The 26,689-nt window shown below is 63.2% G+C and carries 26 protein-coding genes; 19 read left to right on the top strand and 7 right to left on the bottom strand.

The features are described 5' to 3' along the window. The first annotated feature begins 123 nt into the window (after window positions 1-123). Together brnQ and OCV80_RS05135 are read left to right on the top strand one after the other, a co-directional pair. On the top strand, window positions 124-1,404 hold the full coding sequence (gene brnQ, locus OCV80_RS05140) for a branched-chain amino acid transport system II carrier protein (protein ID WP_021751446.1): 1,281 nt from the start codon (window positions 124-126) through the stop codon (window positions 1,402-1,404). 40 nt (window positions 1,405-1,444) lie between these two features. Next, window positions 1,445-1,837 (top strand): VOC family protein, encoded by a 393-nt coding sequence (locus tag OCV80_RS05135; RefSeq protein ID WP_136891490.1) that lies wholly within the window; start codon window positions 1,445-1,447, stop codon window positions 1,835-1,837. Window positions 1,838-1,966: 129 nt separating this feature from the next. Here OCV80_RS05135 and OCV80_RS05130 read toward each other — a convergent pair whose 3' ends face one another. Together OCV80_RS05130 and OCV80_RS05125 are read right to left on the bottom strand one after the other, a co-directional pair. Continuing rightward, window positions 1,967-3,256 carry a sensor histidine kinase gene (locus OCV80_RS05130; protein ID WP_136891489.1) on the bottom strand — a complete coding sequence of 430 codons (1,290 nt, stop codon included), beginning with the start codon at window positions 3,254-3,256 and terminating at the stop codon, window positions 1,967-1,969. A gap of 2 nt (window positions 3,257-3,258) precedes the next feature. After that, window positions 3,259-3,972, bottom strand: coding sequence for a LytR/AlgR family response regulator transcription factor (locus tag OCV80_RS05125; RefSeq protein WP_036631374.1), 714 nt, complete (start codon window positions 3,970-3,972; stop codon window positions 3,259-3,261). A 242-nt stretch (window positions 3,973-4,214) separates the two neighbouring features. Between OCV80_RS05125 and OCV80_RS05120 the strand changes: the two genes are divergently transcribed. Genes OCV80_RS05120 through OCV80_RS05110 form a run of 3 tightly spaced genes read left to right on the top strand, consistent with a single transcriptional unit; the run spans window position 4,215 to window position 7,885 of the window. Then, window positions 4,215-4,988, top strand: a complete 774-nt coding sequence (locus OCV80_RS05120) for a TraX family protein (RefSeq protein ID WP_025544916.1) — start codon at window positions 4,215-4,217, stop codon at window positions 4,986-4,988. A 19-nt stretch (window positions 4,989-5,007) separates the two neighbouring features. After that, window positions 5,008-5,751: an ABC transporter ATP-binding protein gene (locus OCV80_RS05115; protein WP_025544914.1), complete on the top strand. Its 744-nt coding sequence runs from the start codon at window positions 5,008-5,010 to the stop codon at window positions 5,749-5,751. A gap of 4 nt (window positions 5,752-5,755) precedes the next feature. Further along, window positions 5,756-7,885 carry an FtsX-like permease family protein gene (locus OCV80_RS05110; RefSeq protein ID WP_136891488.1) on the top strand — a complete coding sequence of 710 codons (2,130 nt, stop codon included), beginning with the start codon at window positions 5,756-5,758 and terminating at the stop codon, window positions 7,883-7,885. Window positions 7,886-7,954: 69 nt separating this feature from the next. On the opposite strand, the gene OCV80_RS05105 is transcribed toward OCV80_RS05110, so the two are convergent. Further along, the gene (locus OCV80_RS05105) at window positions 7,955-8,881 is read right to left on the bottom strand and encodes a helix-turn-helix domain-containing protein (RefSeq protein WP_333637353.1); all 927 of its coding nucleotides are present in this window, start codon (window positions 8,879-8,881) and stop codon (window positions 7,955-7,957) included. A gap of 30 nt (window positions 8,882-8,911) precedes the next feature. Between OCV80_RS05105 and OCV80_RS05100 the strand changes: the two genes are divergently transcribed. Continuing rightward, on the top strand, window positions 8,912-9,373 hold the full coding sequence (locus OCV80_RS05100) for a fumarylacetoacetate hydrolase family protein (protein WP_051365634.1): 462 nt from the start codon (window positions 8,912-8,914) through the stop codon (window positions 9,371-9,373). A 506-nt stretch (window positions 9,374-9,879) separates the two neighbouring features. Here OCV80_RS05100 and OCV80_RS05095 read toward each other — a convergent pair. Continuing rightward, window positions 9,880-11,346: a TrkH family potassium uptake protein gene (locus OCV80_RS05095; protein ID WP_025544910.1), complete on the bottom strand. Its 1,467-nt coding sequence runs from the start codon at window positions 11,344-11,346 to the stop codon at window positions 9,880-9,882. A gap of 17 nt (window positions 11,347-11,363) precedes the next feature. Further along, on the bottom strand, window positions 11,364-12,731 hold the full coding sequence (gene trkA / locus OCV80_RS05090) for a Trk system potassium transporter TrkA (RefSeq protein ID WP_025544909.1): 1,368 nt from the start codon (window positions 12,729-12,731) through the stop codon (window positions 11,364-11,366). A 210-nt stretch (window positions 12,732-12,941) separates the two neighbouring features. Here trkA and OCV80_RS05085 point away from each other — a divergent pair, with 210 nt between their 5' ends. The 13 genes from OCV80_RS05085 to OCV80_RS05025 all read left to right on the top strand — a co-directional run bounded on the left by OCV80_RS05085 (window position 12,942) and on the right by OCV80_RS05025 (window position 23,427). Further along, window positions 12,942-13,268 carry a thioredoxin domain-containing protein gene (locus OCV80_RS05085; protein ID WP_021751427.1) on the top strand — a complete coding sequence of 109 codons (327 nt, stop codon included), beginning with the start codon at window positions 12,942-12,944 and terminating at the stop codon, window positions 13,266-13,268. Between the two features lie 160 nt (window positions 13,269-13,428). Beyond that, window positions 13,429-13,659 (top strand): acyl carrier protein, encoded by a 231-nt coding sequence (gene acpP, locus OCV80_RS05080; protein ID WP_021751426.1) that lies wholly within the window; start codon window positions 13,429-13,431, stop codon window positions 13,657-13,659. 66 nt (window positions 13,660-13,725) lie between these two features. Beyond that, a complete protein-coding gene (locus OCV80_RS05075) occupies window positions 13,726-14,151 on the top strand; it encodes an acetyl-CoA carboxylase biotin carboxyl carrier protein (RefSeq protein WP_021751425.1) in 426 nt (141 codons plus the stop codon). Further along, window positions 14,145-15,536 (top strand): acetyl-CoA carboxylase biotin carboxylase subunit, encoded by a 1,392-nt coding sequence (gene accC, locus OCV80_RS05070; protein WP_021751424.1) that lies wholly within the window; start codon window positions 14,145-14,147, stop codon window positions 15,534-15,536. The genes OCV80_RS05075 and accC overlap by 7 nt, the downstream gene beginning before the upstream one ends. A 5-nt stretch (window positions 15,537-15,541) precedes the next feature. Beyond that, window positions 15,542-16,396, top strand: coding sequence for an acetyl-CoA carboxylase, carboxyltransferase subunit beta (gene accD, locus OCV80_RS05065; protein ID WP_036628633.1), 855 nt, complete (start codon window positions 15,542-15,544; stop codon window positions 16,394-16,396). Beyond that, entirely contained in the window at window positions 16,393-17,211 is an 819-nt protein-coding gene (locus OCV80_RS05060; protein ID WP_021751422.1) for an acetyl-CoA carboxylase carboxyltransferase subunit alpha, read from the top strand. Before accD ends, OCV80_RS05060 begins: the two co-directional genes overlap by 4 nt. Then, complete coding sequence (locus tag OCV80_RS05055) at window positions 17,208-18,155, top strand: beta-ketoacyl-ACP synthase III (RefSeq protein ID WP_021751421.1); 948 nt, start codon at window positions 17,208-17,210, stop codon at window positions 18,153-18,155. The genes OCV80_RS05060 and OCV80_RS05055 overlap by 4 nt, the downstream gene beginning before the upstream one ends. A 98-nt stretch (window positions 18,156-18,253) precedes the next feature. Further along, a complete protein-coding gene (locus tag OCV80_RS05050) occupies window positions 18,254-19,201 on the top strand; it encodes a DUF561 domain-containing protein (protein WP_119310593.1) in 948 nt (315 codons plus the stop codon). Continuing rightward, entirely contained in the window at window positions 19,198-20,142 is a 945-nt protein-coding gene (gene fabD, locus OCV80_RS05045) for an ACP S-malonyltransferase (protein WP_119310592.1), read from the top strand. Before OCV80_RS05050 ends, fabD begins: the two co-directional genes overlap by 4 nt. Continuing rightward, complete coding sequence (gene fabG / locus OCV80_RS05040; protein WP_036631366.1) at window positions 20,142-20,885, top strand: 3-oxoacyl-[acyl-carrier-protein] reductase; 744 nt, start codon at window positions 20,142-20,144, stop codon at window positions 20,883-20,885. Before fabD ends, fabG begins: the two co-directional genes overlap by 1 nt. Before the next feature lie 339 nt (window positions 20,886-21,224). Further along, a complete protein-coding gene (gene fabF, locus OCV80_RS05035) occupies window positions 21,225-22,466 on the top strand; it encodes a beta-ketoacyl-ACP synthase II (RefSeq protein WP_021751416.1) in 1,242 nt (413 codons plus the stop codon). A 4-nt stretch (window positions 22,467-22,470) separates the two neighbouring features. Further along, complete coding sequence (gene fabZ / locus OCV80_RS05030; RefSeq protein ID WP_119310591.1) at window positions 22,471-22,908, top strand: 3-hydroxyacyl-ACP dehydratase FabZ; 438 nt, start codon at window positions 22,471-22,473, stop codon at window positions 22,906-22,908. Window positions 22,909-22,962: 54 nt separating this feature from the next. After that, on the top strand, window positions 22,963-23,427 hold the full coding sequence (locus OCV80_RS05025; RefSeq protein ID WP_021751414.1) for a MarR family winged helix-turn-helix transcriptional regulator: 465 nt from the start codon (window positions 22,963-22,965) through the stop codon (window positions 23,425-23,427). Window positions 23,428-23,465: 38 nt separating this feature from the next. Here the strand turns inward: OCV80_RS05025 and gluQRS are convergent, their stop codons facing one another. Both gluQRS and lpdA read right to left on the bottom strand, forming a co-directional pair. Continuing rightward, on the bottom strand, window positions 23,466-24,413 hold the full coding sequence (gene gluQRS / locus OCV80_RS05020) for a tRNA glutamyl-Q(34) synthetase GluQRS (RefSeq protein WP_174233009.1): 948 nt from the start codon (window positions 24,411-24,413) through the stop codon (window positions 23,466-23,468). A 516-nt stretch (window positions 24,414-24,929) separates the two neighbouring features. Continuing rightward, window positions 24,930-26,669, bottom strand: coding sequence for a dihydrolipoyl dehydrogenase (lpdA, locus tag OCV80_RS05015; RefSeq protein ID WP_119310589.1), 1,740 nt, complete (start codon window positions 26,667-26,669; stop codon window positions 24,930-24,932). Between the last annotated feature and the right edge of the window lie 20 nt (window positions 26,670-26,689).

The raw sequence follows: 26,689 nt of genomic DNA, 5'->3' as shown, positions 1-26,689 counted from the left end.
TTCAAATATAATTGTTTCAAGCATAAACATCAAATAAATACACAGGCCGCGCGTCGTCCGCGCGGCCGCTTTGCCCTTATTCAGCGGACATCCGTCCACCTGCAAGGCAAGAGGAGGTCTCCTATGAAGAAACACCTTCAGGACAGCTTGGTCATCGGTTTCGCCCTGTTCTCCATGTTTTTCGGCGCAGGTAATGTCATCTTCCCCCCTTATCTGGGACTGGAATCGGGTCCGGAGTGGCTGGCCGGCTTTTTCAGTTACTTTATGGCCGACATCGGACTGGCCCTGCTGGCTATGTTTGCCATTCTCCGGCAGGGAAGTCCCGACGGGATCACCGCCCGCATCGGCAGGATTCCCTCCACAGCGCTCATGTGCGCCATTGTGCTGTGCATCGGTCCCATGCTGGCCATTCCCCGGACTGCCGCCACCACCTACGAAACCTCTCTGGCCCCGCTGGTGTCCGGCTTCAGTCCGGCGCTCTTCTCCATCCTCTTCTTTCTGCTGATCCTGCTGCTGTGCGTGCGGGAAACAGCGGTGGTGGACATCGTGGGAAAGATCCTGACCCCCGCTCTGCTGATTGGCCTGTTGATCCTGATCGTGGTGGGTGTGGTGAATCCCATCGGGCCGGTGGGTGAGCAGCCGCTGGTGGAGAATGTGGCCGCCACCGGCGTGGAAGCCGGCTATCAGACCATGGACGTGCTGGCGGCCATCGTGTTCGGCTATATCATTCTGAAGAGCGCCCGGGAGAAGGGACACACGACTCCCGGCGCCCAGCTCCGGGTGGTGTCCGGCGCCAGTCTGGTGGCAGGCATCGGCCTGCTGGCGGTCTATCTGGGGCTGACTTATCTGGGCGCCACCACCGCCCGCTTCTTCGACATCACCGTGGACCGCACGTTCCTGGTGGTGTCCATTGTCCGGAACCTGCTGGGGCAGGCGGGCATCATCCTCTTTGCCGTGGTGGTGGCTCTGGCCTGCGTCACCACCGCTGTGGGGCTGGTCAGCGCATGCGCCGATTACTTCTCCGGCCTCTCGGGGGGCCGCGTTTCCTACCGCACGCTGGTGTGCGTCATCTGCGTGTTCAGTGCCGTGGTATCCAACTTTGGTCTCAATGAGATCATCGCCATCGCCTCCCCCATCCTCAGCGTGGTCTATCCCCCCACGCTGGTGCTGATCGTGCTGGCCCTGTTCGGCAGCCGCATCCGCCGGGACTGGGTGTTCCGCCTGGCGGCCCTGGGCGCCCTGGCAGTGAGCCTGCTGGAGGTAGTCCGCACCTACACCGGCGTGGAGCTGGCCTTTCTGGACCTGCTGCCCCTGGCGTCTCTGGATTTCGGCTGGGTGTTGCCCGCCGCTGTCTGCGGCGCAGTGGGCGCCCTGATCCCCGGCGGCCGGACTGCCGCCTCCTGATGCCATATTTTCATTTTTCACATACTGGAGGACTGATTGTATGAAACAGCACTATCAAGGTCTCGGCCACATTGCCGTGTATACGGCGGATATGGATGCCAGCATCGCCTTTTACGAGAAGATCGGCGGCAGCCTGCATCTCCGGGCCCCCGCCTGCTCGCCGGAACAGCAGCGGGAGCTGGCCCTTGTGGAGTTCGGCGGCTTCCTGGTGGAGTTGATCGCCGCCCCTGTGCCGGAGGGTGCGGGCTGCATCCCTCATTTCGCCGTCTATGTGGACGATGTGGACCAAGCCGCCGCGGATCTCCGCGCCGCCGGCGTGGACACCTTCCAGACCGCAGAGAAGTGCGTGATGCCCAACACCTTCGGCGGGTTGGAGAACTGGTTCTTCACTGGCCCCTCCGGGGAACAGATCGAACTTTTGAAGATGCTTTGAGTCCGCTTTGGCTGCGGAGCAGGGAGACCGTCCATTGGACGGTCTCCCTGTTTTTCTGTGCAAATACACCGCAGATATGGAAAATCGAGCTCTCTCCTGTGTCTGCGGCGGCCGTCAGCGCATGGGGATTTACAGTGTTTCGGCCTGCCCTGCCAGGGGCAGGCACACCACCAGCTCGAACCCGTTGTCCCGGACCCCGGCGTCCAGGGTGCCGCCATAGCGCTCCGCGATTTCCCGCATCCCGGGGATGCCGAAGCCGTGGGCGGCCTTGTCCGTCTTGGTAGTTGCAAGATCCGGCTGCACCGCGCCGCCCAGGGTGTTCTCCACCCGCAGCATGAAGAGTCCCTTGTCCGCCTTGCAGCGGATGGTGATTCGCCGTTCCCCGGCGCCCCGGCTGCCCTCGATGGCGTTGTCCAGAGCGTTGCCCAGCAGGGCGCACAGATCCATATCCGCCACAGGCAGGTCCCGGGGCAGGAAGACGGCGAAGTCTGCGGCGACTCCCTCCCGCTCCATGGCCTCCGCCTTGGCGGTGAGGACGGCATTGGCCGCCTCGTTTTCACAGAGCCGTCTGGTTCCCCGCAGGGCCGGGGAACCGGCTATCTGGTCCAGATAGCCGATGGCCCCCTGTTCATCTCCCTGCTCCAGAAAACCCCGGACCGCCGTCAGGTGATTCCGCAGATCGTGGCGGAGACGGCGCACCTGGGTCTCCTGCTGCCGGAGGCCCTGATAGTAGACCTCCCGCAGACCTGCCAGGCGATTTGCCTGCTCCAGCCGCTCGTGATCCGCCAGAATCAAAATGGCGAACAACAGGACCAGAGAGGTCAGAAATACAAAGGGCAGCACCACCATGCCCTGGTACATCGCCACGGTATTGACCTCGATAGAGTCATACCGCCGGAAGGTCAGCAGCACCACGGCAATCAGGGCGCACAGGGGCATGGCCGCTAGACCCAGCACCAGCTTCCACAGCCGCCGGGAGAGCACCACCGGCTCCCGGGGCAGGCGGCGGCGCAGCAACAGCCACAGCGGGCCGAACACCAGCGGGCGGGCCAGGCGCACCAGCACGTCATAGAGCGCATTCCTGTTGATCCGCTCCACATAGGTGTCCAGCAGGGCACACACGGACATCTCCAGGCAGAAGAGGATGATGCACACCGCCACCCGCCCTATCCGGTCACCCCGGGTAGAGAGGAGGAACAAGGCGAAAAACGCCGGCAGCGTATAGAGCAGGTTGGGGTCGCCGATCCAAATCACCATGCCGGTGGACCCCGCCAGGGTCAGAAAGAGCAGCACCCTCCAGAAGCGCCCATTCCGGGGGCGGACAAAGGGGGCACAGAGCTTGTAGAGGAAAAAGCCGCTGGCCGCCACGGTCAGAAAATAGCCGCAGTTGAGCCAGATCTGCCAGAGAACATCCCGCATCCTCATCCCTCCAGCTCCGCCCGGGTAAAGGCCAGCAGGGCCGAGGGCTGGCAGGACCGGCTGACCGGCAGCCGCCGGCCGTCCCGCAGCACCACCTCGCCGCCCTCCATCCGGTCCACAGCTCCTGTCCGAACCAGATACCGCTGGTGGATGCGGACAAAGTCCGCCCCCACCTCCGCCGCCACCGTGTCCAGCTTGCCGTAAAACGTGTACTCCCGTCCGGCGGTGACACAGGCCACCTGCCGCCGGTCCGAGACGAAATACAGAATGTTGGCAATGGGGATCCGGTAGTGGGTGTCCCCGCTGCGGCAGATGTAGGCCCGGTCCAAATCCCGGACCAGCGCCGCCTGTGCCCGGTCCAGCACCTCCTCCAGCTGTTCCGCCTTCGGGGGCTTTAAGAGATACCCCAGGGCCCCCACGGAGTACCCGTCAAAGACGTGCTCTGCATACCCGGTGACGAACACCAGCTGCAGTCCGGCGTCCGCCGCCCGGAGCCGCCGGGCGGTCTCCATGCCGTCCAGCTCCCCCATCTCCATGTCCAGAAACACCAGGTCCAGCTCCCCGGCGTGGCTCTCCAGCCAGCGGAGCAGTCCCTCGCCAGAGGAGAACTCCCGGAACTGCCCTTGAACGCGCCGCTTTTCCAGGACCCGCTCCAGAGCGGCCCGAAGCACCAGCCTGGCGTCGTAGATATCGTCACAGATGCCGATCCGCAGCATCCCCATCACCTCAAACCGAAAACTGCCCGCCGGGGTCCGGCAGGGGGCGCTTTTCGCCCTAAACTACCTGCCCATTCTACCACAGGAACCGCCGTCTGCCAAACCAAACTTGACGGCAAATCCGCCAAACTTGACATCCCCTCCCAACGCAAAACTTGACATCCAGGCCGCCGCAGATGACACCCCCGTTTGCGGCGGCTCTTTTTTCGCGGTACGCTGGTGTCAACAAGGAGGGAAACACCATGACAAACGCCACTGCCATCTCCCGCTCCCGTGTGTGGAGCGTGCTCACCACTCCCGCCGCCATCCCCCAGACGGGGCCACGGCTGAAAACCAATCTGGACACGGATCTGCTGAAGCTCATCGCCATCGCCGCCATGCTGATCGACCACATCGGCGGCGCCTTTTTCCCGGAGGTGGGCGTGTTCCGCTGGATCGGCCGACTGGCCTTCCCTATCTTCTGCTACTGCCTGACGGTGGGCCTGCTGTACACCCACGACGTGCGGAAGTACCTGACCCGGCTGGGCATCTTCGCCCTCGTCAGCCAGCCCTTTTACATCCTGGCCTTCCACCCGGTCGGCGAATTCTGGGCCAACCTCACCAACTGGAACATCTTCTTCACCCTGTTCCTGAGCCTGCTGGGCATGTACGGCCTGAAGGAACGGAAATGGTGGCTGTTCGCCCTGGCGCTCTTCACCGTCAGCTGGTGGAACTTCGATTACTCCGGCACCGGCATCCAGCTGATGCTGATTTTCTACCTCTGCCGGAACCGGCCCCGCCTGGGCGCGGCCCTCTACCTCCTCAGTTATCTTCCGGCCCTGATGAACGGCTGGCCGGAGGATCCCCTGTGCCTGACGGTGGGCGGCCTCTGCATCGACTGGTCCATTTTCGCCGTGTTCGCCGCGCCCCTGATCTTCTGCGCCACGCACTCCCGCATCAAGATCAACCGCTGGTTCTTCTACGCCTTCTATCCCGCCCATCTGGCGGCCATCGCCCTGGCGGGGAATATCCTGTGAGACAGAAAGGAAGAGTTTTATGTTAACAGTCAAAGATCTGCACAAATCCTACCAAGTGGGCAAGACCACCTATGAAGTCCTCAAGGGCGTGTCCCTCACGGTGGAGAAGGGGGAGTTCGTGGCTGTCATGGGCCCCTCCGGCTCTGGCAAGACCACGCTCTTAAACTGCATCTCCTGCTACATCCCCATCGACAGTGGGGAGATCATGCTGGGGGATCGGCAGCTGGCAAATCTCAGCGAGGACGCTTTGGCAAAGGTCCGCAACCGGCAGCTGGGCTTTGTGTTCCAGGACTTCCTGCTGCTGGACGGTCTGACGGTCCGGGAGAACATTCTCCTGCCCGCCATCATCGGCGGCGCCGTCACCGGCCAGACGGAGGCCCGGGCGGACCAGCTGTGCGATGTATTCGGTATCTCCGCCATCCGGGACAAATACCCGGCGGAGATCTCCGGCGGTGAGAAGCAGCGTACCGCCGTGGCCCGGGCGCTCATCAACCATCCCCTGCTGATCCTGGCGGACGAACCCACCGGCAACCTGGACAGCAAGTCCAGCCGGGCGGTGATTCGCTCCTTTGAACAGGCCAAGGAATCCCTGGAGGCCACCATCTTCATGGTGACCCACGACTCCTTTGCCGCCTCCTTCTGCGACCGGGTGGTCATCCTCCGGGACGGAGTGGTGTGGCGGACCCTGGAAAAGGGCGCCACGGACCGCACCGCCTTTCAGGACCAGCTGTTGGACGCCATCCGGGACATGGGGAAGGAGTGAGACCATGCGGCACTTTTCCGACGCCTACGCGGCCCTGCGCCGCAAAAACAGGGGCCAGTACGCCTTGCTGGCAGGGTGCAGCTTCTTCTCCGTGCTGCTGATCACTGCCTATGTCTGCATGATGCGCTCCCCCACCATCCTCTCCGTCTTGCCGGAGGGCGGCGACAGCCGCAAGCAGGTGATGATGGTGTTCGTTCTGGCGGTCATCGGCTGCGCCGTGTTCACCGCCTATGCCGCCGGGCTGTTCTTCCGGCAGAAGTCCCGGGAGACCGGCGTGTTCCTGGCCCTGGGGGCCACCCGCCGCCAGCTGCAGCGGGAGATGGGCAAGGAGCTGGCGGTGATCTCCCTGGGCTCCTGCGCCGCCGGGGCGGCCTTAGGCGGCCCTCTGGCTTGGGGCGTGTGGCAGCTGTTCCGCCTGTTCCTGGTGGACTCCCAGGAGATGGCCCTGTCCTTCGATCCCCGGTCCTATCTGCTGTCCATGGTCTTTGCCGCCTACGTGGTGGGGATGCTGTTCTTCCTGGGCGGCCGGTCCATCCGCCGCACCAACATCATCGACATCGTCCAGGAGTCCCACAAGTCCGAGCCTATCCGCGAGGTAAAGCGGTGGTATGGAAGCGTGGGCATCGTCCTGGTGGTGATCGGCGCCCTGGCGGGGTATCTGATGCCGTCGTTCTTTGTCACAGTTCTCCAGTGGTATCCCCCCTCTGGGGTGGAGGCCGTCTTTTACCTGCCGGCGCTGGTCGGCATGTACATGATCCTGCTCCACACGGTGGTGAACGGCTGGCGGAAGCGCCATAAATACCGGGACATCATCGCCACGTCCATGATGAAGTTCCAAGGCCGCCAGACGGTGCGGAACATGCTGGTGATGACGCTGCTGATCGCCGGTGCCTATTTCGCCTCCTTTTACGCCCCCATGCTGAATACCAGCTCCACTTACAGCTTCTCCACCCGGCCGGTGGACTTCGAGTACCACTGGCGGAATGATCAGAACTGGCCGGAGCGGGGTGAGGTGGAATCTCTGGCGTCGAAGCATGGTGTTGACATCACCTCCTGGACCCAGGTGGACGCCGCCACCCTGGGCTGTGACGGCACCGTCTCCATCGAGCAGAGCGCCGGAGCTCTGGGCACCACCTACACCAAGGAATACCGGGAGATCCAAGGCGGGGCCACCTATTTTTCCGAGAGCGCCTGGAACGCCCTCACCGGCCAAGCTGTGGACCTGGCCCCCGGCACCTGTGCCAATGTGCTGGATGATGAAGGCGGCAGCGACTACCTCTCCGGCGGCGACGTGACGCTGGTCACCAATATGGTCACCGGGGCCAGTCTGTCCGTTACCCCGGCGGAGCCTCTGTGTTTCACCATGCTGCTGGGCTGCTACGTGCTGGATGACGCCGACTACGAGATCCTCACCGCCGGACTCACCGACCTCTGGCGGGAGACCTGGGTATTCTTCAACGTGGCGGATGCGGAGGCCAGCTATCCCTTTGCCGACGCCCTGTTCAACGAGATCGTGGACCGCTCCGGCGACGATGTGCTGCAGATGTACGCCTACGACCTGGTAAGTGCGGCGCTGGCGGAGGAGGCCGGCGAGGTCTATGACTACGACCGGGCACATATCGCCGCCCATGGCTTCCCGGTGATAGAGCGGGAGGACCGGGACACCTCGGAGTTCCGCAACTACTGGCTCTACATGCCCCAGTTCCGGGTGCTGGATCAGAACGACTTCGTCACCACCATGGCGGTGTTTTTGGTGCTGTTCATCTTTATCGCCCTGATCTGCTTCGCGGCGGTCATCGTCATTGCCTTTACCCGGTGCATGACCATCGCCCTCACCAACGCACGGGTGTACGACGACCTGCGGCACCTGGGGGCGCCGAACCGCTATCTGTTCCGGTCCGTAAAGGGGCAGGTGTCCAAGGTGTTTCTTGTGCCCGCCATCGTGGGCACGGCAGTCATCTCCGCCTTCTACCTCATGATTATGTACTTCAATGATAACCGCTTCACCCCCGGCGAGATGGCCGGCATGGCCGTCTGTGCTGCGGTGATCGCCGTGCTTTCGGCGGTGCTCTATGGGGTATACCGCATCACCCGCCGCAGCGTCTGCCGCGCGCTGGGAATCCAAGGCAAGTGAAGCTTCCGCGCTGCCGGAAATTTGGTCCGGGGGCACAGGGATATTCCCTGTGCCCCCGGACCTTTTTGTTTATTTTCCGCCGCTGCCGGCGATCTTTCTCCACAAGGTGCTTCGGCCGATTCCAAGCCGCTTGGCCGCAGCGGACTGATTCATGTTCTCCTCCCGCAGCACCTGTTCGATCACTCTCCGCTCGATGTCCTCCAAGGTCCCGGAGAGATCCACCGCCGGCGGAAGGGCACTCACTTTCCGCATCTCGTTCTGCAGGACCGCGGCCACCTCAGCGGCAGTGATATAAAATCCCGAGGACGCCGCGATCATCTGGCGCAGCACCTTTTCCAGCTGCACCAGATTCAGCGGCCACTCAAATTCCACCATCAGCTCCATGGCATCCGGCTCCATGCCCACGGTGGATTTGGCCAGCGCGGTATTGTACTGGGGAATCATCATATTGACAAAGGCGGGAATATCCTCCTTCCGCTGGGCCAGAGACGGCACATTGATGGTGAATCCGCTGAGCTGCAGATAGAGCCGGCTGGAGAACTGTCCCCGGGCCACCTCGGCAGACAGGTCGCAGCAGCTGGAGCTGATTACCCGATGGCGGTGGGTCATCTTGGTATCCTCAATATAGGTCCCCACCTGCTGCTGCAGATCCTTCGGCAGCGTATCCACGTTTTCCAGATATACCGTGTATCCCGTGGCGTGAATGGGAGACGCGGCATTATTCAACAGCATGTCCCAGTTTTTCTCCGTCAGGTCCCTGCACTGCAGGCGCATCAGCGTGGTCCCCTCCGTGGCGCTTTTGGTGTGAATGCGACGGGCCACCACGCCCTTGTGGGTCCCCACCGCCCCCTGGATCAGAACGGGCAGCGCGGAACTGCCGGCAGTCTGGATGAGCTTGTCCATTGGGCGCAGATACAGCTCGCTGGAAGCCGGCAGGCTCTGCGCCTGGCGGATGTCCTCCGGGCCCTGGGCGATGGGGAGGCGATCGACGGCCATCTGGATTTTGTCTCCAAGCTGGATTATGAAGTGGAGCTGGCCGTTGTCCTGGGCAGGGACGCGCTCCATGTCCGGGAGGAAGATGTGGGCGACTACATCTTCGGATACAGCGTGGCCAACGACGTCAGCGCCCGGGACGTCCAGTACCGCCACAAGCAGAACTTCCTCGGAAAAAGCCTGGATACCTTTTTTGCCATGGGGCCGGTCATTGTCACTGCGGACGAATTCCCCTGCCCGCCCGCGCTATCCATCAGAAGCTTTGTCAACGGAGAGCTGCGGCAGAACAGCGTGACGGACCAGGTGTTCTTCAATATCCGCCACATCGTCAGTGAGCTCTCGCAGGGCATGACGCTGCCGGCGGGCACCATCCTCATCACCGGCACCCCCGCCGGAGTGGGGATGGGAATGGATCCCCCCTGCTTCCTCAAGCGCGGAGATGTGGTCACCTGCGAGATCGACGGGATCGGTCGCATCTCCAACCCCATCCGCTAGCGTTCTGTTTTGAAACGATTCCTGTCCAATCCCTTCAAGGGGCCCCGGAGGTTTTGCCATTGTCCTCCGGGGCCCCGCTCTTTTGATTCCACAGCTCCGCCGGGGTGCAGCTTCTTCTCGCCCATCAGGATCCGGGCCGGGCGTCTCTCCAGAGCCCGCCTCTGTCCGGATGCCGCCGTCTACTTGCCTCCTCTTCGTATCCGTCAGCCGATCCTTTAGCCGCCGTGATGCCCGAAGCCCATCCCGCGGGACGCCGCTCACAGCGTCCCGCAGGCCCTCCTGTCCGCTTGCCGGTGGGGCGGCGCTCCGGGGAAACATATTCCTCTGTTTGGGGCGGGCAGCTTTGGAGACGCGGTTGCCGGTGGCCGTTGTCCCGCGCTGCCCGGCAATTTCCCCCCACCGCAGAAAAAAAGCGCCCTCCGCGGCGGCGGGCGCTTGACAGGACGGCAGGACTGCCGCAGATCTCCGCGGCGGTCCTGTTCCGTTGGATTTGATTTTCAGGCAAGTCAGTCCACCAGCCTGCGGGACGGCAGCCGCCGTTTCCAGATGGAAGGGGCGAACAGAAGCAGCATGGGGAAGATCTCCAGCCGTCCCACCAGCATGTCGAAGGACAGCAGCAGCTTGGACCAAGGGGAGAAGCTGGAGAAGTTACCCATGGGACCTACAATCTCCAGACCGGGCCCCACGTTGTTGATGCAGGCAGCCACCGCTGTGAACGTAGTCACCAGGTCCAACTGCTCCAGAGACACCAACAGGCAGGACGCCACGAAGACCATCAGGTACACCGCCAGAAACAGATGGACGCCCCGGATGCTCCGCTCGTTCAGGGGCTTGCCCTCGAACTGGATGGCGGGCACCGCATTGGGGTGGAGCATCCGCCGCATCTCGCTGACAGACACCTTCTGCAGGATCACCACCCGGGCCACCTTGATGCCGCCAGCGGTGGAACCGGCGCAGCCGCCGATAAACATCAGCGCCACCAGAATGGCCTTTGAAAAGGTGGGCCAGGTGTTGAAATCCACCGTGGCATAACCGGTGGTGGTGATGATGGAGGACACCTGGAAAAACGCGTGCCGCAGGCTGGTGCCCACCGACTCGTACATGTGCACGATATCCAGGGTGATGGCAGCCACTGCCGTCGCCACAATGAGGACATAGGCCCACAGCTCCTCGGACCGGAACACGTCCCGGAACCGCCGCACCAGCAGGAAGTAATACAGATTGAAATTGATGCCGAAGAGCAGCATGAAAATGCCGATCACAATTTCAAAATAGGGGTTGTTATAAGCTCCCACACTGAGATTCCGGCTGCTGAAGCCGCCGGTGCCCGCACTGCCGAAGGAGTGGATGCAGGCGTCAAACAGCGGCATCCCGCCCGCCAGCAGTAGCACGATCTCAATGACAGTCATCACCAGGTAGATGCCGTAGAGGATTTTGGCGGTGTCGCTCATGCGGCTCACCAGCTTTCCCACCGCGGGTCCAGGCATCTCCGCCCGCAGCATGTGCATCCCGTGGCCATCCCCGCCCATAGGCAGAATGGCCATGACGAACACCAGAACACCCATGCCGCCCACCCAGTGGGTGAAGCTGCGCCAGAACAGAATGCCCCGGTTCAGCGACTCCACCTCCGTCAGGATGGTGGCCCCCGTGGTGGTGAAGCCGGAGACTGTCTCAAAGAAGCAATCTACAAAGCTCTCTATGGAGCCGGAGATGTAAAAGGGCAGCGCACCGAAGAGGGACACGGCAATCCACGCCAGCGCCACTACCGCCAGGCCGTCCCGTGCGAACAGAGACGCCTGCCGCGGCTTTTTGAAGCTCAGCAATCCTCCGCACAGCACCAGCAGCGCCGCAGGGAGCAGATACGGGACAGGGGATTCCCCATATCCCAGAGCCACCGCCATGGGAAGCAGCAGCAGCGCCGCCTCCACCAGCAGGATACGGCCAATGGCAAAGCCGATCATTCGATAATTCACAGAACTTACCTGCCTTCTCACTCTGCAAGGATATCCCGAAGATCCTCCAGCTGGGTGTCCGTGGTCACTACGATCACATCGTCGTGGAGGTGCAGGACATCATTGCCGGAGGGGATGACGATCTGCCCGTTCTGCCGCACGATACCTGCCAGTAGCAGGCCCCGCTTCAGATTCAGATCCCGCAGGGGCACGCCGGCGAAGGAGATGTCCGGCGTCACGCTGAACTCCAGAGCCTCCACCTTCTCATCCACGATGCGGTGCAGCGTTTTCACCTTGGAGGCGGAGGCGTTCTTCATGGCCCGGATATACTGGAGGATCAGCTCTGTGGTCACCGCACCGGTGGACACCACACTGTCGATCAGGCTCTCGGTGGAGACCAGCTCCAGCAGGGACTTGCGGTTGATCTTCGCCACCACCTTACAGCAGTCGCCGGACTGCTTGGCAGCGCTGAGTGCCATGAGGATGTTGGCCTCGTCCAGGCCCGTGATGGCCACGAAGGCGTCCGTCTGGCTGATTCCCTCCTCGCTGAGGAGCTCGCTGTCCGTCCCGTCTCCCACGATCACCAGCGCGCGGGGCAGTTTCTCGCTCATCTCCACGCACCGCTGCTCGTTTTGGTCGATGATCTTTACGGACATGCCCATCTCCAGCAGCTCAGATGCCAGATAGTAGCACATTTTGCTGGCGCCCACGATCATGACCGAAGAGGCCCGGGCCCGGAATACGCCCAGAAGCCGGAAGAACTTCTCCAGTTCCCGGGGTGCGGCGGTGAGATAGATCTTGTCTCCCGCCCGCAAGGTGAAATCGCCGGAGGGAATGATCGTCTCCCCCTGCCGGGCCACGGCGCAGATCAGCACCCGGACCTTGAAATTCCGGTACAGTTCCGAAAGCCGGGTGCCGTCCAGGGCCGTGTGCTCCGCCACCCGGTACTCCACCAGCTCCAGCCGCCCCTTGGAGAAGGACTCCAGCTTCATGGCGGTGGGGAACCGCAGCACACGGGCGATCTCACGGGCCGTTGCCGCCTCCGGATTGATGGCCATGGACAGCCCCAGCTCACTGCGCATAAACCGCAGCTGGCGGCCGTATTCCGGGCTGCGGATACGGGCGATGGTGTGCTGCACACCCATTTTCTTCGCCACAAGGCACGTGAGGATATTAATCTCGTCGCTGGAGGTAGTGGCGATCAGCAGATCGGCCTGCTCCACATCCGCCTCCTTCTGCACATCGTAGCTGGCGCCGTTGCCGCACACGCCCATCACATCATAGATGTTGATGATGTTCTCAACCAGATGTGGATTTTGGTCGATCACTGTGACCCTGTTCTCCACGGCCAGATGGCGCGTCAGGGCCACGCCCACCTTGCCCGCGCCCACAATGACGATCTTCATGCGGTCCTCCATCCTTTCTTCCGCCGGGACAGGTTCCGTTGGGGATCCTCCGGCGCAATCCTCCCACATTATAGCGGATATATCGGCAAAAGCAAATATCTTTTTCGTCAAATCTCCAAAAAATAGGACGCCGTCTTTCCCCCTGCCTCCCCTTGTGGTATGCTGTTCTGCGGAATATGGGCCCCGCCCGGAGAATAAGGAGACGATGAAATGAGCACCCCTGTCAAACTGCGCCTGTACTGTTCCATCTGTGCCCGGAACGACTTCTACATGGACCGCATCCGGGCCGTTGCCGACGGTCTCGGCCTGGACTACACTCTGGAGAAAATCACAGACGACGATGTGATCGACCGGATGGACCTGCTGATGCCCTGCCTGTACGCCTACTGCCCCGGCTGCCGGGTGCTGAACGAACAGGTGACGAGTGAGCATCCGGAGACCCTCTGCACTCCCGCCCTGGAGATCAATGGAACACTCCGGTTCTGGGGCGTCCCCGCCAGCGACGACGCGCTGCGGCAGGCGCTGTCTTCCTTATAATTAAATAAGGTGCGGCTGCCACGTCCCGGAGAAGGCGGGCGTTCTCCAAAATTTTACTTGACAAACCGGCATAAACCGCATAAAATCAACGTGAAATTATTTTAGTTAAATTATTTTAATTAAAATAATTTCATCATTTTTCGACATAAGGAGTACCAATATGGAATTCGAGCAAGTACGTGATATCATCGTGGAGACCCTGGGCTGCGACGCGGAGCAAGTCACAATGGACGCCTCCCTGGCTGACGATCTGGGTGCTGATTCCCTGGCTTCCGTGGAACTGGTGATGGCTCTGGAAGAGGCCACCGGCATCTCCATTGAGGATAGCGCCCTGGCGGAGATGAAGACCGTCGGCGACGTGATGAACTACCTGAACGCCCACAAGCAGTAATCCCTGCCCCGCCGGCGGGCCCGCGCCCTCCGGCGGGTTCACTTTCCGCTGAGAAAGGAATGCGCTATGACCAACCAAGAGTTTTTTGAGATTGTCGCCTGCTTCGACCGCAGCACCGCTCAGACGATGAAGCTGTCCACGCAGGAGTTCACCATAGAGCTGACCCGTGGCGGCGCGTCTGCGCCTGCGGCCAGCGCACCTGCGGCCGCTCCGGCTGCCGCCGCTGCTCCGGTGCCTGCGCCCCAGAGCAGCTCCTCCTCTATTGACGCGCCTCTGGTGGGCACGTTCTACGCGGCGCCCGCCCCGGACCAGGCCCCCTTTGTCCTGCCCGGCGACCGGGTGTCCAAGGGCCAGACCGTCTGCCTGATCGAGGCTATGAAGATGATGAGCGAAGTTCCCGCTCCCTGTGACTGCGTCATTGAGAGCGTGTGCAAGAGCAACGGCGAGCTGGTGGCCTTCGGCGAGCCGCTGTTCCGTTATCGGCCATGCTGAGGCGGGTATTGATCGCCAACCGGGGAGAGATCGCCCTGCGGGTCCTGCGGGCCTGCCGGGAGCTGGGGATCGAGACGGTGGCCGTATACTCCCAGGCGGACGCGGACGCGCTCCATGTCCAGCTGGCGGGACAGGCGGTGTGCATCGGCCCTGCCCGGGCGGCAGACAGCTATTTGAATCAGGATGCTCTTCTGACGGTGGCCAAAGCCACCGGGTGCGACGGCGTCCATCCCGGCTATGGCTTCCTCTCTGAAAACGCCGACTTTGCAGACGCCTGCGCCGCAGCTGGCCTGACCTTCATCGGCCCCTCCGGCGACGCCATCCGCAAGGCCGGCTCCAAATCTGCCGCGCGGGACCTGATGCGCGCCGCCGGCGTGCCCGTGACCCCCGGCTCCGACGGCCCGGTCGCCTCTGTGGAGGAGGCGCTGACCGCGGCAGAGTCCGTAGGCTATCCTGTGCTGCTGAAGGCGTCCGCCGGCGGCGGCGGGCGGGGCATCCGCCGGTGCGACCGGCCGGAGGATCTGTCCGCGGCCTTTGCGGAGGCCAAGGCAGAGGCCCAGGCCTGCTTCGGCAATGACGAGATGTATCTGGAGAAACTGGTGCTCCGGCCCCGGCACATCGAGTTCCAGGTGCTGGCGGACCGCTACGGCAACGTCATCCATCTGGGGGACCGGGACTGCTCGGTCCAGCGGCGGAACCAGAAGCTCATCGAGGAGGCCCCTGCCCGGTGTTTGACGCCGGAGCTGCGGGAGCGGATGGGCGCCGCCGCCGTAAAGGCGGCCAAAGCCGTTGGCTATGAGAATGCCGGCACAGTGGAGTTCCTGCTGGACCCGGACCGGGAGCATTTCTATTTCATGGAGATGAACACCCGCATCCAGGTAGAGCACGGCGTCACCGAGCTGGTCACCGGTGTGGATCTGGTGCGCCAACAGCTGCGGATTGCCTCCGGCCTGGCGCTGCGCCTGCGGCAGGAGGATGTGACGCTCCAGGGCCATGCCATCGAGTGCCGCATCAACGCCGAAGACCCTGTGCAGGGGTTCCGCCCCTGCCCCGGACGGGTGGATTTCCTCCATTTCCCCGGCGGCCCCGGCGTGCGGGTGGACTCCTGCCTGTACAGCGGGTGCGAGCTGTCTCCTTACTACGACTCTATGGCAGCCAAGATCCTGGCCTACGCCCCCACTCGGATGGAGACCATCCGGCGGATGCGCCGCTGCCTGGAGGAGTTCACTCTGGAGGGCTTCCCCACCAATGCGGAGCTCTCCTATCAGATTCTGTACCATCCGGAGTTCATTCTGGGAGAGTGCACCACTGCCTTCCTGGATGAACACCTGTCGGAGCTGCTGGAATTCAGCCGCAAGCTCAGTGAAAGCGGGGTGGATGCATGAGTGGGATGAACGGCGTCTTCGCCAAGCGCCGGGCGCGCCTGCTGGCCATGAAGGCCATCCGGGACAATCACATTCCCGGCGATAAAGCCATCACCTGTCCCAAGTGCGGGCAGGACAGCGACCGCAAATCCGTGGCGCAGAACCTGTCGGTCTGCCCCAAGTGCGGCTACCATTTCCCCATCGGCGCCTACTATCGACTCAGCACGATTCTGGACCCCGGCTCCTTCCGGGAGCTGTTTGAAAAGCTGCCTGCGGCGGACCCGCTCTCCTTCCCCGGCTACCGGGCCAAGGTGGAGGCCGCCCAGCGCAAGACCGGCCTGACGGAGGCCGTGGTCACCGCCACCGGCACCATCGGGGGCCGCAAATGCGTAGTGGGTGTGCTGGACAGCCGCTTCTTCATGGGCTCCATGAGTGCCGCCGTGGGTGAGAAGATCACCCTGGCCATTGAGTACGCCACCAAGAACCGCCTGCCCCTGATCCTGTTCGCCGCCAGCGGCGGTGCCCGGATGCAGGAGGGCATCCTCTCCCTGATGCAGATGGCCAAGACCAGTGCGGCGCTGGCCCGCTTCTCGGAGAAAGGGCTTTTGTATATTTCCGTCTTTACGGACCCCACCACTGGTGGGGTCACTGCCAGTTTCGCCTCTCTGGGCGATATCATCCTGGCGGAGCCCGGCGCTCTGATCGGCTTTGCCGGTCCCCGGGTCATCCAGCAGACCATCGGCCAGACCCTGCCGGAGGGCTTCCAGCGGGCGGAGTTCCAGGAGGAGCACGGCTTTGTGGACGCGGTGGTGCCGCGCCTTCAGATGCGGGACACCCTGTCCCAGCTGCTGCGGCTCCATGAGAAAGGGGGACGCACATGAGCGAACCGCTGACCGCCGCCCAGCGGGTGGCCATTGCCCGCCACCCCCAGCGGCCCAATATCACAGATTATATTCAGGCGCTGTTCACAGACTTCTTTGAGCAGAAGGGCGACCGCCTCTGCGGCGAGGATGCCGCGATCTTGGGCGGCGTGGCCCTGTACCACGGCCGCCCTGTGACCGTCATCGGCACCCGGAAGGGCAAAACGCTGGAGGAGAACCTCAAGTGCAACTTCGGCATGCCCAATCCGGAAGGGTACCGCAAGGCTCTGCGGCTGATGCGCCAGGCGGAGAAGTTCCGCCGCCCCATCCTCACGTTTATCGACACCTCCGGCGCCTATCCTGGCCTGGAGGCCGAGGCCCACGGCCAGGGCGAGGCCATCGCCCGGAATCTCTATGAGATGAGCCGCCTCACCGTCCCCGTCATCGCCCTCATCACCGGCGAGGGCAACAGCGGCGGCGCGCTGGCGTTGGGCGTTGCCAACCGGGTGCTGATGCTGGAGAACTCTGTGTACGCCATCCTCTCTCCGGAGGGCTTCGCCTCCATTCTGTGGAAGGACTCCGCCAGACATGAGGAAGCCTGTGAGCTGATGAAGCTGACGGCGCCGGACCTGCTGGAGCTGGGCGTCATCGACGGCATCATCCCTGAGCCGGAGGGCGGCGCCCATCTGGCTCCCGCCGCCCACATGCGGCAGGTGGATCGGGCTCTGAGCCGCTGCCTGGCGGAGCTCTCCAAAGAGAGCGGAGCCGCTCTGGCCGCAGGCCGGTATCAAAAATTCAGACGCATGGGCGCAGCACCCCAGAAGGAGGAAGCATGAGCGGAATCAAAATCAGAGGCACCGGCCGGTTCGCCCCTGCGAAAATCGTCACCAACGACGACCTGGCAAAAATCGTGGATACCAGCGACGAGTGGATCACCACCCGCACCGGCATCCAGACCCGCCACCACTGCACCACGGAGACCCACACGGATATGTGCGTGGGCGCCGCCCGGCAGGCGCTGGAAAACGCCGGGATTTCCCCGGAGGACATCGGCGCCTGCGTGGTGGCCACTTTCTCCTCCGACTACCTGTCCCCCTCTGCCGCCTGCATGGTGCAGCGGGGGCTGGGGCTGCCCCACGACGCGGTGTGCTTTGACCTGAATGCCGCATGCAGCGGCTTCCTGTTCGCCATCCACACCATGGAGTGCCTGCTGGCCCAGGCCCCCCGGAAGTACGGCCTGGTGATCGGCGCAGAGATGCTCTCCCGGTTCATCAACTGGGAGGACCGGGGCACCTGCGTCCTCTTCGGAGACGGCGCCGGCGCTGTGGTGGTGGAGTGGCGGGAGGACTATCCCTCCATCCACGCCGTTCTGGGCTGCCACGGCGACCCGGACATGCTGGGCGTCACCGGCGCGGAGAAGCCGGCGCCGGCCCGCATCTTCATGCACGGCCAGCCCACCTTCAAGTTCGCCGTTAAGGCAGTGCCCTACTGCATCGACCAGGTGCTGGAAAAGGCCGTCATGGCCATTGAGGACGTGGACTTCTTCGTCTTCCACCAGGCCAACGCCCGGATCATCGACCTGGCAGCCAAAAAGTACCACATCCCCCCGGAGAAGTACTACAAGAACATCCAGAAATACGGCAACACCTCCGCCGCCAGCATCCCCCTGGTCATCAGTGAGCTCCATGACCTGGGAAAGGTGGGGCCCGGCTCCCGGGTCCTGGTGGTGGGCTTCGGCGGCGGCCTCACCTGGGGCGGCGCCCTGGTGGAGTTCGCCTGACTCCCTGCACGTCAAGCAGGCGCTCTGGACGCAAGCCTGTTACCGGCGAAAACTTCAGCTTTATTTAGGCCGCGCACAGCGGCGAATGGGAGATTTTTATGAAAAAGCTCAATGAAATCCTGGGAACCAAGTACCCCTTTATCCAGGGCGGTATGGCCAACATCGCCACCGGCGAGTTCGCCGCCGCCTGCTCCAACGCCGGGGCCCTGGGCATGATCGCCACCGGCGGCTGGGACGGCGACCGTCTCCGCCAGGAGATCCGCCGGGCCAAGGAGCTGACGGACAAGCCCTTCGGCGTCAATCTGATGCTGATGAGCCCCTATGCCGACGACATCGCCCAGATCATTCTGGAAGAGGGCGTGAAAGTGGTCACCACCGGCGCCGGCAATCCCGGCAAGTACATTCCCGCCTGGAAGGAAAAGGGCATCAAGGTGATGCCCGTAGTGGCGGCGGCGGTTCTGGCCAAGCGGCTGGATCGCTATGGCGTGGACGCCATCATCGCCGAGGGCACGGAGTCCGGCGGCCACGTGGGCGAGATGACCACCATGGCCCTGGTGCCCCAGGTCATCGATGCGGTAAGCGTTCCCGTGGTGGCGGCCGGCGGCATCGCGGACGGCCGTCAGGCGGCTGCGGCCTTTGCCCTGGGTGCCTGCGGCATCCAGGTGGGCACCTGTTTGCTTGCCAGCGAGGAGTGCCCCATCCACCCCAATTACAAGCAGGCTGTGCTGAAGGCCAAGGACAGTGATACGGTGGTCACCGGCCGCTCCATCGGCGGCCCGGTCCGAATCCTGAAGAACAAGATGGCCCGGGAGTATCTGGCCCTGGAGAAGCGCGGCGCCTCTCTGGAGGAGCTGGAGAAGGTCACCCTGGGCGGCCTGCGCCGGGCCGTGCTGGAGGGCGATGTGGAAATGGGTAGCGTCATGAGCGGCCAGGTGGCTGGTATGCTCCACGAGATCCGGCCCGTGGCCGAGATTTTCCGTGATCTGTATGAGAGCGGTATCGCACGGGCGAAGGCCACCGCCGCAGAATGGAGCGACGCAGAATGAAACTGGGCTTTTTGTACGCCGGTCAGGGCAGCCAGCATGCCGGCATGGGCGCCGATCTGTACGAGGCGTTTTCCGCTTTCCGGGCTGTTTACGACCATGCGGAAGTGGATTTTGACCTGAAGAAGGTCACCTTTGAGGACCCGGACGGCATCATCAACCAGACCCGCTACACCCAGCCCTGCATGGTGGCCTTTGCCGCCGGTATGACGGCGGTGCTGCGGGAGAAGGGCATCACCCCCGCTGTGGCGGCGGGCCTCTCCCTGGGTGAGTACTCCGCCCTTCACGCCGCCGGTGTGTTCGACGCCGCCACAGCTATCCGTCTGGTGGCTTTCCGGGGCAAGGCCATGGAGGAGGCGGCTGCCGGCCGGGAGAGCGCCATGATGGCCGTCCTGAATCTGGACCGCAGCCCCCTGCAGGATGCCTGCGACGCGGCCTCTGACCTGGGGTGCGTGGTAATCGCCAACTACAACTGTCCCGGCCAGCTGGTCATCGGCGGTGAGAAGGCCGCTGTGGAGAAGGCCGCCGCCATTGCCAAGGAGAAGGGCGCCCGCCGGTGCCTGCCCCTGAAGGTCAGCGGCCCCTTCCACACCCCCCTGATGGCCCCTGCCGGGAATGCCCTGCGGGAATACTTCCAGGGCGTGGCGTTTGCGGATCCCCAGATCCCCGTGATCTTCAACTGCCTGGGGGATGTGAAGGATGACAGCACCCCCATCCAGGAGCTGTTGGTGAAGCAGGTGCAGAGCAGCGTGTTCATGGAGGACTCCATCCGGAAGATGGCCGACATGGGCGTGGACGCCATCGTGGAGATCGGCCCGGGCAAAGCCCTCAGCGGTTTTGTGAAAAAGACCGTTCCCGGCATACCGGTCTGCGCGGTGGAGACCGCAGCGGATGTGGAGAACCTGCCCGACACGCTGGAACAACTGATAAAGGAGAAGGCATGATGAATTTTGCTGGAAAGACCGCCGTGGTCACCGGCGGCAGCCGGGGCATCGGCCGGGCCATCTGCGAGGAGCTGGCCCGGGGCGGCGCCAATGTGGTGCTGTGCTACGCCGGCCGGGCGGAAGCTGCCCAGGAGACCGTGACCGCTTGCGAGGACCTGGGTGCCAAGGCCCTGGCCGTGCAGTGCAACGTGGCGGACGAGGCCCAGGTGAAGGCCCTGATGGATGCCGCTGTGAAGGAATTCGGCCGGATTGACATTCTGGTGAACAATGCCGGCGTCACCCGGGACGGCCTTGTGATGATGATGAAGGAGGCCGACTTCGACGCGGTGATCGACACCAACCTGAAAGGCACCTTCCTGTGCATGAAGGCCGTGTCCCGAATCATGATGAAGCAGCGGTACGGCCGGATCGTGAACCTCTCCAGCGTGGTGGGCCTCCGGGGCAACGCCGGCCAGGTGAACTACGCCGCCAGCAAGGCGGGTGTGGTAGGCATGACCAAGTCCCTGGCCAAGGAGCTGGCCTCCCGGGGCGTGACGGTCAACGCCGTGGCCCCCGGCTTCATTGAGACGGACATGACCGCTGCCATGCCCCAGGCCGCCAAGGACGCCATGATGCCCACCATCCCTATGCAGCGGCTGGGTGCACCGGAGGATGTGGCAAAGGCCGTGGCCTTCCTGGCCAGCGACGAGGCCGCCTATGTCACCGGCCAGGTCCTGGCCGTCGACGGGGGCATGGCGATGTGAAGCATTCAAGGGGGACAGTGTCCCCCTTGGACGCTCCGCCGGTATGCCACCGGCTCCGCTGAACCCCCATCACCAGTCTGCACCCCAAGGGCACTTCTGCGCCGCTTTCAGCGGCTTGGGTCAAAGTATTTTCGGCAGGTACAGAAGGTGAATTGCCCCGCAGGGGCAAGAGAAGCCGCCCTGGGGTGCGCCCTGCCGAAAATGATTGGAATTTCTTGATCTGCCTCTGGCAGATCAACCGGGGAACCCCGAATGGATTTCCCCAGCCCCCTTCCTTTTGCGGGGCCTTTTGGAACACCTTTTCCGGGTGCTCCCAACTCTATCTACAGGAGGTATACTATGGAACGACGGAGAGTCGTGATCACCGGCCTGGGGGCCGTGACCCCCATTGGCCTTACCGCGGCAGAGAGCTGGCAGGCTGTGAAGGACGGTGTGTGCGGCATCGCTCCCATCACCCAATTCGATCCCACCGATCTGAAGGTCCATCTGGCCGCGGAGGTCAAGGGCTTCGTGCCGGAGAACTACATGAGCAAGCCAGAGGCCAAGCGGATGGGCCGCTTCACCCAGATGGCCGTCGTCTCCGCCAAGGAGGCACTGGACGGTGCTGGCTTCACGTTGGATGAAGCGGAGGCGGATCGCTGCGGCGTCATTGTCTCCAGCGGCATCGGCGGCCTCTCCATCACGGAGGCAGAGCACGACAAGGGCAAGGAGAAGGGCTGGGACCGGGTCTCTCCCTTCTATATCCCCACCGGCATCTGCAACATGGCCGCCGGCCAGATCGCCATCCACACCGGCTTCCGGGGCATGTGCTCCTGTCCGGTGACCGCCTGTACCGGCGGCACCAATGCCGTAGGCGATGCCTTCCACTATATCCGGGACGGTTATGCTGATGTGATGCTCTGCGGCGGCACGGAGTCCGCTGTGACACCTCTGGCCATCGGCGCCTTCACCTCCATGAAGGCCCTGACCCAGAATCCCGATCCCAAGCGGGCTTCCATCCCCTTTGACGCGGAGCGCAGCGGCTTCGTGCTGGGCGAGGGTGCGGCCATCCTCCTGCTGGAGGAGCTGGAGCACGCCAAGGCCCGGGGCGCCCGAATCCTTGCGGAGGTCGTGGGCTACGGCGCCACCTGCGACGCCTATCACATGACCGCTCCCCGGCCCGACGGCAGCGGGGCCGCCAAGGCCATGGAGATGGCCCTTGCAGACGGCGGCGCCAAGCCGGAGGATGTGGACTATATCAACGCCCACGGCACCTCCACCCCCCTGAACGACGCCGGCGAGACGGCCGCCGTCAAGACTGTGTTCGGTGACCACGCCTACAAGCTGGCCATCAGCTCCACCAAGTCCATGACCGGCCACATGCTGGGCGCCGCCGGTGCTGTGGAGGCCATGTTCTGCGCCATGGCGCTGCATGACGGCTATCTTCCCGCCACCATCAACTATCAGGTGCCGGATCCCGCCTGCGACCTGGACGTGGTGCCGGGTCACGGCCGCAGCGCCGATGTGCGCTACGCCATGTCCAACTCTCTGGGATTCGGCGGCCACAACGGCAGCCTGCTGTTCAAACGATGGGAGGCGTGAGACCATGGCAAACGAATTGAATTCCAACCAGATCGCGCAGATCCTACCCCACCGGTTCCCCTTTGCTCTGGTGGACCGGATCACCGATTACGAGCCCGGCCAGTGGGCCAAGGGCCGCAAGTGCGTCAGCGTCAATGAGCAGTTCTTCTGCGGCCACTTCCCCCAGGAGCACGTCATGCCCGGTGTGCTGATCTTGGAGGCCATGGCCCAGGTGGGCGCCGTGGCCATCCTCTCCCTGCCGGAGAACCAGGGCAAGATCGCCCTGTTCGGCGGCGTGAAAAACGCCCGCTTCCGCCGGAAGGTGACCCCCGGCGACGTGCTGGAAATGGAGTGCGTTCTCACCAAGCGCCGCGGGCCGGTGGGCATCGGCGAGTGCAAGGCCACGGTCAACGGCGAACTGGCCTGTACGGCGGAACTGACCTTCGCCATCGGTGCGGAATGACAGCCGACGCTTTCCCGCCATGCGGGCAAGGCGCGGGAAAGAGGGCTTGCAGCCATGCTGAAAGACGCTTTTTTTAACGTGTACACCAAGTTCAAGCTGCACTTTTACCAGGAGATCTTCAGCCGCTTTCAGGATCGTGAGGCCAGTCTGACGACGGTGGAGACCTTCTGCATGGAGGCCATTCAGGCTCTGGGCAGTCCCACGGTGAATGAATTTGCCACCTTCATGCGGATCTCCCCTCCCAACGCGGCATACAAGGTCAACAGCCTCATCAAGAAAGGCTACATCCGCAAGGTCCAGTCTTCCGACGACCGGCGGGAATACCATCTGGAGATCACTCAGAAGTATATCGACTACTACAACATCAGCACGGCCTACATGACCGCCGTCATGAACCGCATCACGCAGCGGTTTACCCCGGCGGAGTGCGCCAAGCTGGAGGAGATGCTCACCATCATCAGCCGGGAGCTGATGGCAGAAGTGGAGATTCCAGACGCCCTTTCGGGACAAAGCAACTAAAGAAGCGGCACAGGCTGTCAGCCTGTGCCGCTTCCTTTTCAAAACAGTCCCTCCGGAATGCGGATATCCGCTCTGGGGACCTTCTCCCAGGCAAAGTCCTCCAGCAGGCTCTCCCCGCTTCTGGGTTCTGCCGAGGGGTTGAAGCCTGCGAGATATGCCAGCTTTCCCAGGATTTCCGGTGCCGTATACCGCTCTCCCAGCGTGTCCAGCCCTGCATCCGCGTTCCGCTTGCTGAGCCGCTGTCCATCGCTTCCCAGAAGCAGCGGGAAATGGTAAAACGCCGGTGCCTCCAGTCCCAGCAGCCGATACAGCAGCAGCTGTCTGGGGGTGGACGCCAGCAGGTCCGCCCCCCGCACTACTTCTGTGACGCCCATGGCCGCGTCATCCACCACCACCGCCAGTTGATAGGCAAATATGCCGTCCGACCGCCGCAGCAGAAAATCCCCGCAGTCCGCAGGCAGCCACTCCCTGTACTCCCCCATGTGGCCGTCGGTGAAAGTGATCTCCTCCTCCGGCACCCACAGCCGCAGGGCGGGGGCGCGGCCTGTGCGCCGGGCCCGCTCTGCCGCCTGCTCCGCGGTCAGACCGCGGCAGGTCCCCGGGTAGACCACCTGTCCATCCTCCCGGTGGGGAGCACTGGCGGCATGGAGCTCCGCCCGGGTACAGAAGCAGGGGTAGACCAGCCCCTGGGCCTCCAGTCGCCTCAGAGCAGCCTGATACAGCGCCGTCCTCCGGCTCTGCTCATAGGGGCCGCTGGGGCCGCCGATGACAGGTCCCTCGTCCCAGTCCAGTCCCAGCCACTGGATGTCCCGGCACATCTGCTCCCCATAGCGCCGCGGACATCGCGCGATATCCAGATCCTCGATCCGCAGGATCACTCTCCCGCCCTTCTGCCGGGCGCTGAGCCAAGCCAGCAGGCAGCACAAAATATTCCCCAAATGGATGCGCCCGCTTGGCGACGGCGCAAACCGTCCGGTCACCGCCATGGTCTCCTGCCCTCCTTGTCCGTTCATGCCACCCCATTATAGCGGGATTTCTCCGCTTCTTCAAGGCCGTTCCTCCCGTTTCTCCATGGTGAAATGTATCAGATGCAAAACATGCGCAATATCTTCACTCTATTTATGATATAACCATAACGACAGGCAGGTATATGCCAGAAAAGCGTGAACATGACAGTTGAATCCCCCCGCCTCATCCCATGCTTCAGCGTTCAGCGTGCATCTCCTGATCGGCATTTCTCATAAAAGATCGGCGTGGACAAGCAAAGGAGAAAATGAAACGCCCCGTCTTTCCCGACCGGTACAGTACCCCCTGCAGCTCCACACGCTGTATTCCTGTTACGCTGTCAGGCAAATCTGGAGGTATACGGGGGCTTCCCGCATTTATATCCTCCTGGACTGCACACTGGAGTTTTGCCGCGCCATTTAGGCACCATACCGTTCTTCACGCAGCAACAAGGGCCGCCGCTTGATAGCGGCGGCCCTTGTCATCGGGAAACGCAATCAGTTCTTGATGTGGATGGCGCGCTTCTGGACGTTCAGAGCGCACTCCCGCACGGACTCGGAAACCGTGGGATGAGAGTGGATCGTGGAGATCAGCTCATCCACGGTGGCCTCCAGCCGCAGAGCCAGAGCACCCTCGGCAATCAGGTCCGTAGCCCGGGGCCCGATGATGTGCATACCCAGCACTTCCTCGTACTTGGCGTCAGCGATGATCTTCACCAGACCCTCGCCGCCATTGATGATGAGGGACTTGCCGTTGGCCACCAGCGGGAACTTGCCCACCTTGTAGTCGATGCCCTTGGCCTTGCACTGCTCCTCGGTCAGACCGACAGAGGCAGCCTCCGGCTCCATATACACACAGGTGGGGTTGGTCTTTTCGTCATACACGGCAGGGATCCCCATGATGTTCTCCGCAGCCACTTCGCCCATGGCGCTGGCGGTGTGGGCCAGCTGGGCCTTGCCGAAGACACAGTCGCCGATGGCGTACACGCCGGGCACGCTGGTCTCCATCTTGTCGTTGACGATGATCCGGCCCCGGTCGTTGGCAAGGCCGGCAGCCTCCAGGTTCAGGCTGGCGGTATTGGCCTTCCGGCCGATGGCCACCAGCACCTTCTCCGCCTCAAAGCTGACGGTCTCGCCGGCCTTGTTCTTGCAGACCACCTTGGCGCCCACGGGAGAGGCCTCCACGGCCTGCACCGGGCACTCCAGGTTGAACTCCATGCCCATCTTCTTCATGTGCTTCACGCCGATGGCAGTCAGGTCGCCGTCCAGCATGGGCAGCATGTGGTCCAGTGCCTCCACCACGGTGATCTTGGTGCCGAAGGCCGCGTAGGCGCAGGCCAGCTCCAGGCCGATGACGCCGCCGCCGATGACCACCATGCTCTTGGGCAGCTTCTCCAGGCTCAGCGCACCGGTGGAGTCGATGCAGTTGGGATTCTCCTTCAGCCCGGGGATGGGCGGCTGGGCGTTGACGGAGCCGGTGGCCACGATGATGGCGTCGGCGGTCATCTCCTCCACGGAGCCGTCGGACTTCTTCACAGAGAGGGTCTTGGGGCCGGTGAAGCTGGCCTCGCCGTCCACGCGGGCGACCTTGTTCTGCTTCAGCAGACCGGCAACACCCTGGGTCAGCTGCTTGCTGATGGCGTTCTTGTGGGCGATCACCTGGGGGAAATCCACTTCCACACCGGAGACCTTCACGCCGATGTCAGCACCCTGTTCCTTGATCTCGGACACCAGCTCCGCGCTGTGCAGCAAGCACTTGGTGGGGATGCAGCCGATGTTCAGGCAGGTGCCGCCGATGTGCTCGCGCTCCACCAGGGTCACCTTGGCGCCCAGCTGGGCCGCCCGGATGGCAGCCACATAGCCGCCGGGGCCGCCGCCCACGACGATAACGGTCTTCTGGCCAGCTGCGGCGGGGGCTGCAGCCGGGGCAGGTGCAGCAGGAGCGGCGGGAGCGGGTGCGGCGGGAGCCGCGGCGCCGGCAGCATCGGGAACCGCCTCTCCGGCGGCGCCGATCCAGGCGATCACGCTCTTGCAGGGGGCGGTCTCGCCCTCCGGCAGCAGGATCTTCAGCAGGGTGCCGTCCTCCTCGGCCTCCACGTCGTTGGTCAGCTTATCGGTCGCCACGGAGAACAGGATGTCCCCCTTCTTGACGGTGTCTCCCTCTTTGAACTTCCACTCTTCAATGGTGCCCTCGGTCATCGTCAGACCCAGCTTGGGCATCAGAACTTCAGTTGCCATAATTTCTGTCCTTCTTTCAT

The organism is Oscillibacter acetigenes, from assembly GCF_025567605.1.
Lineage (GTDB): Bacteria > Bacillota > Clostridia > Oscillospirales > Oscillospiraceae > Oscillibacter > Oscillibacter welbionis.
This window is presented reverse-complemented; position numbering and strand designations above follow the sequence as displayed.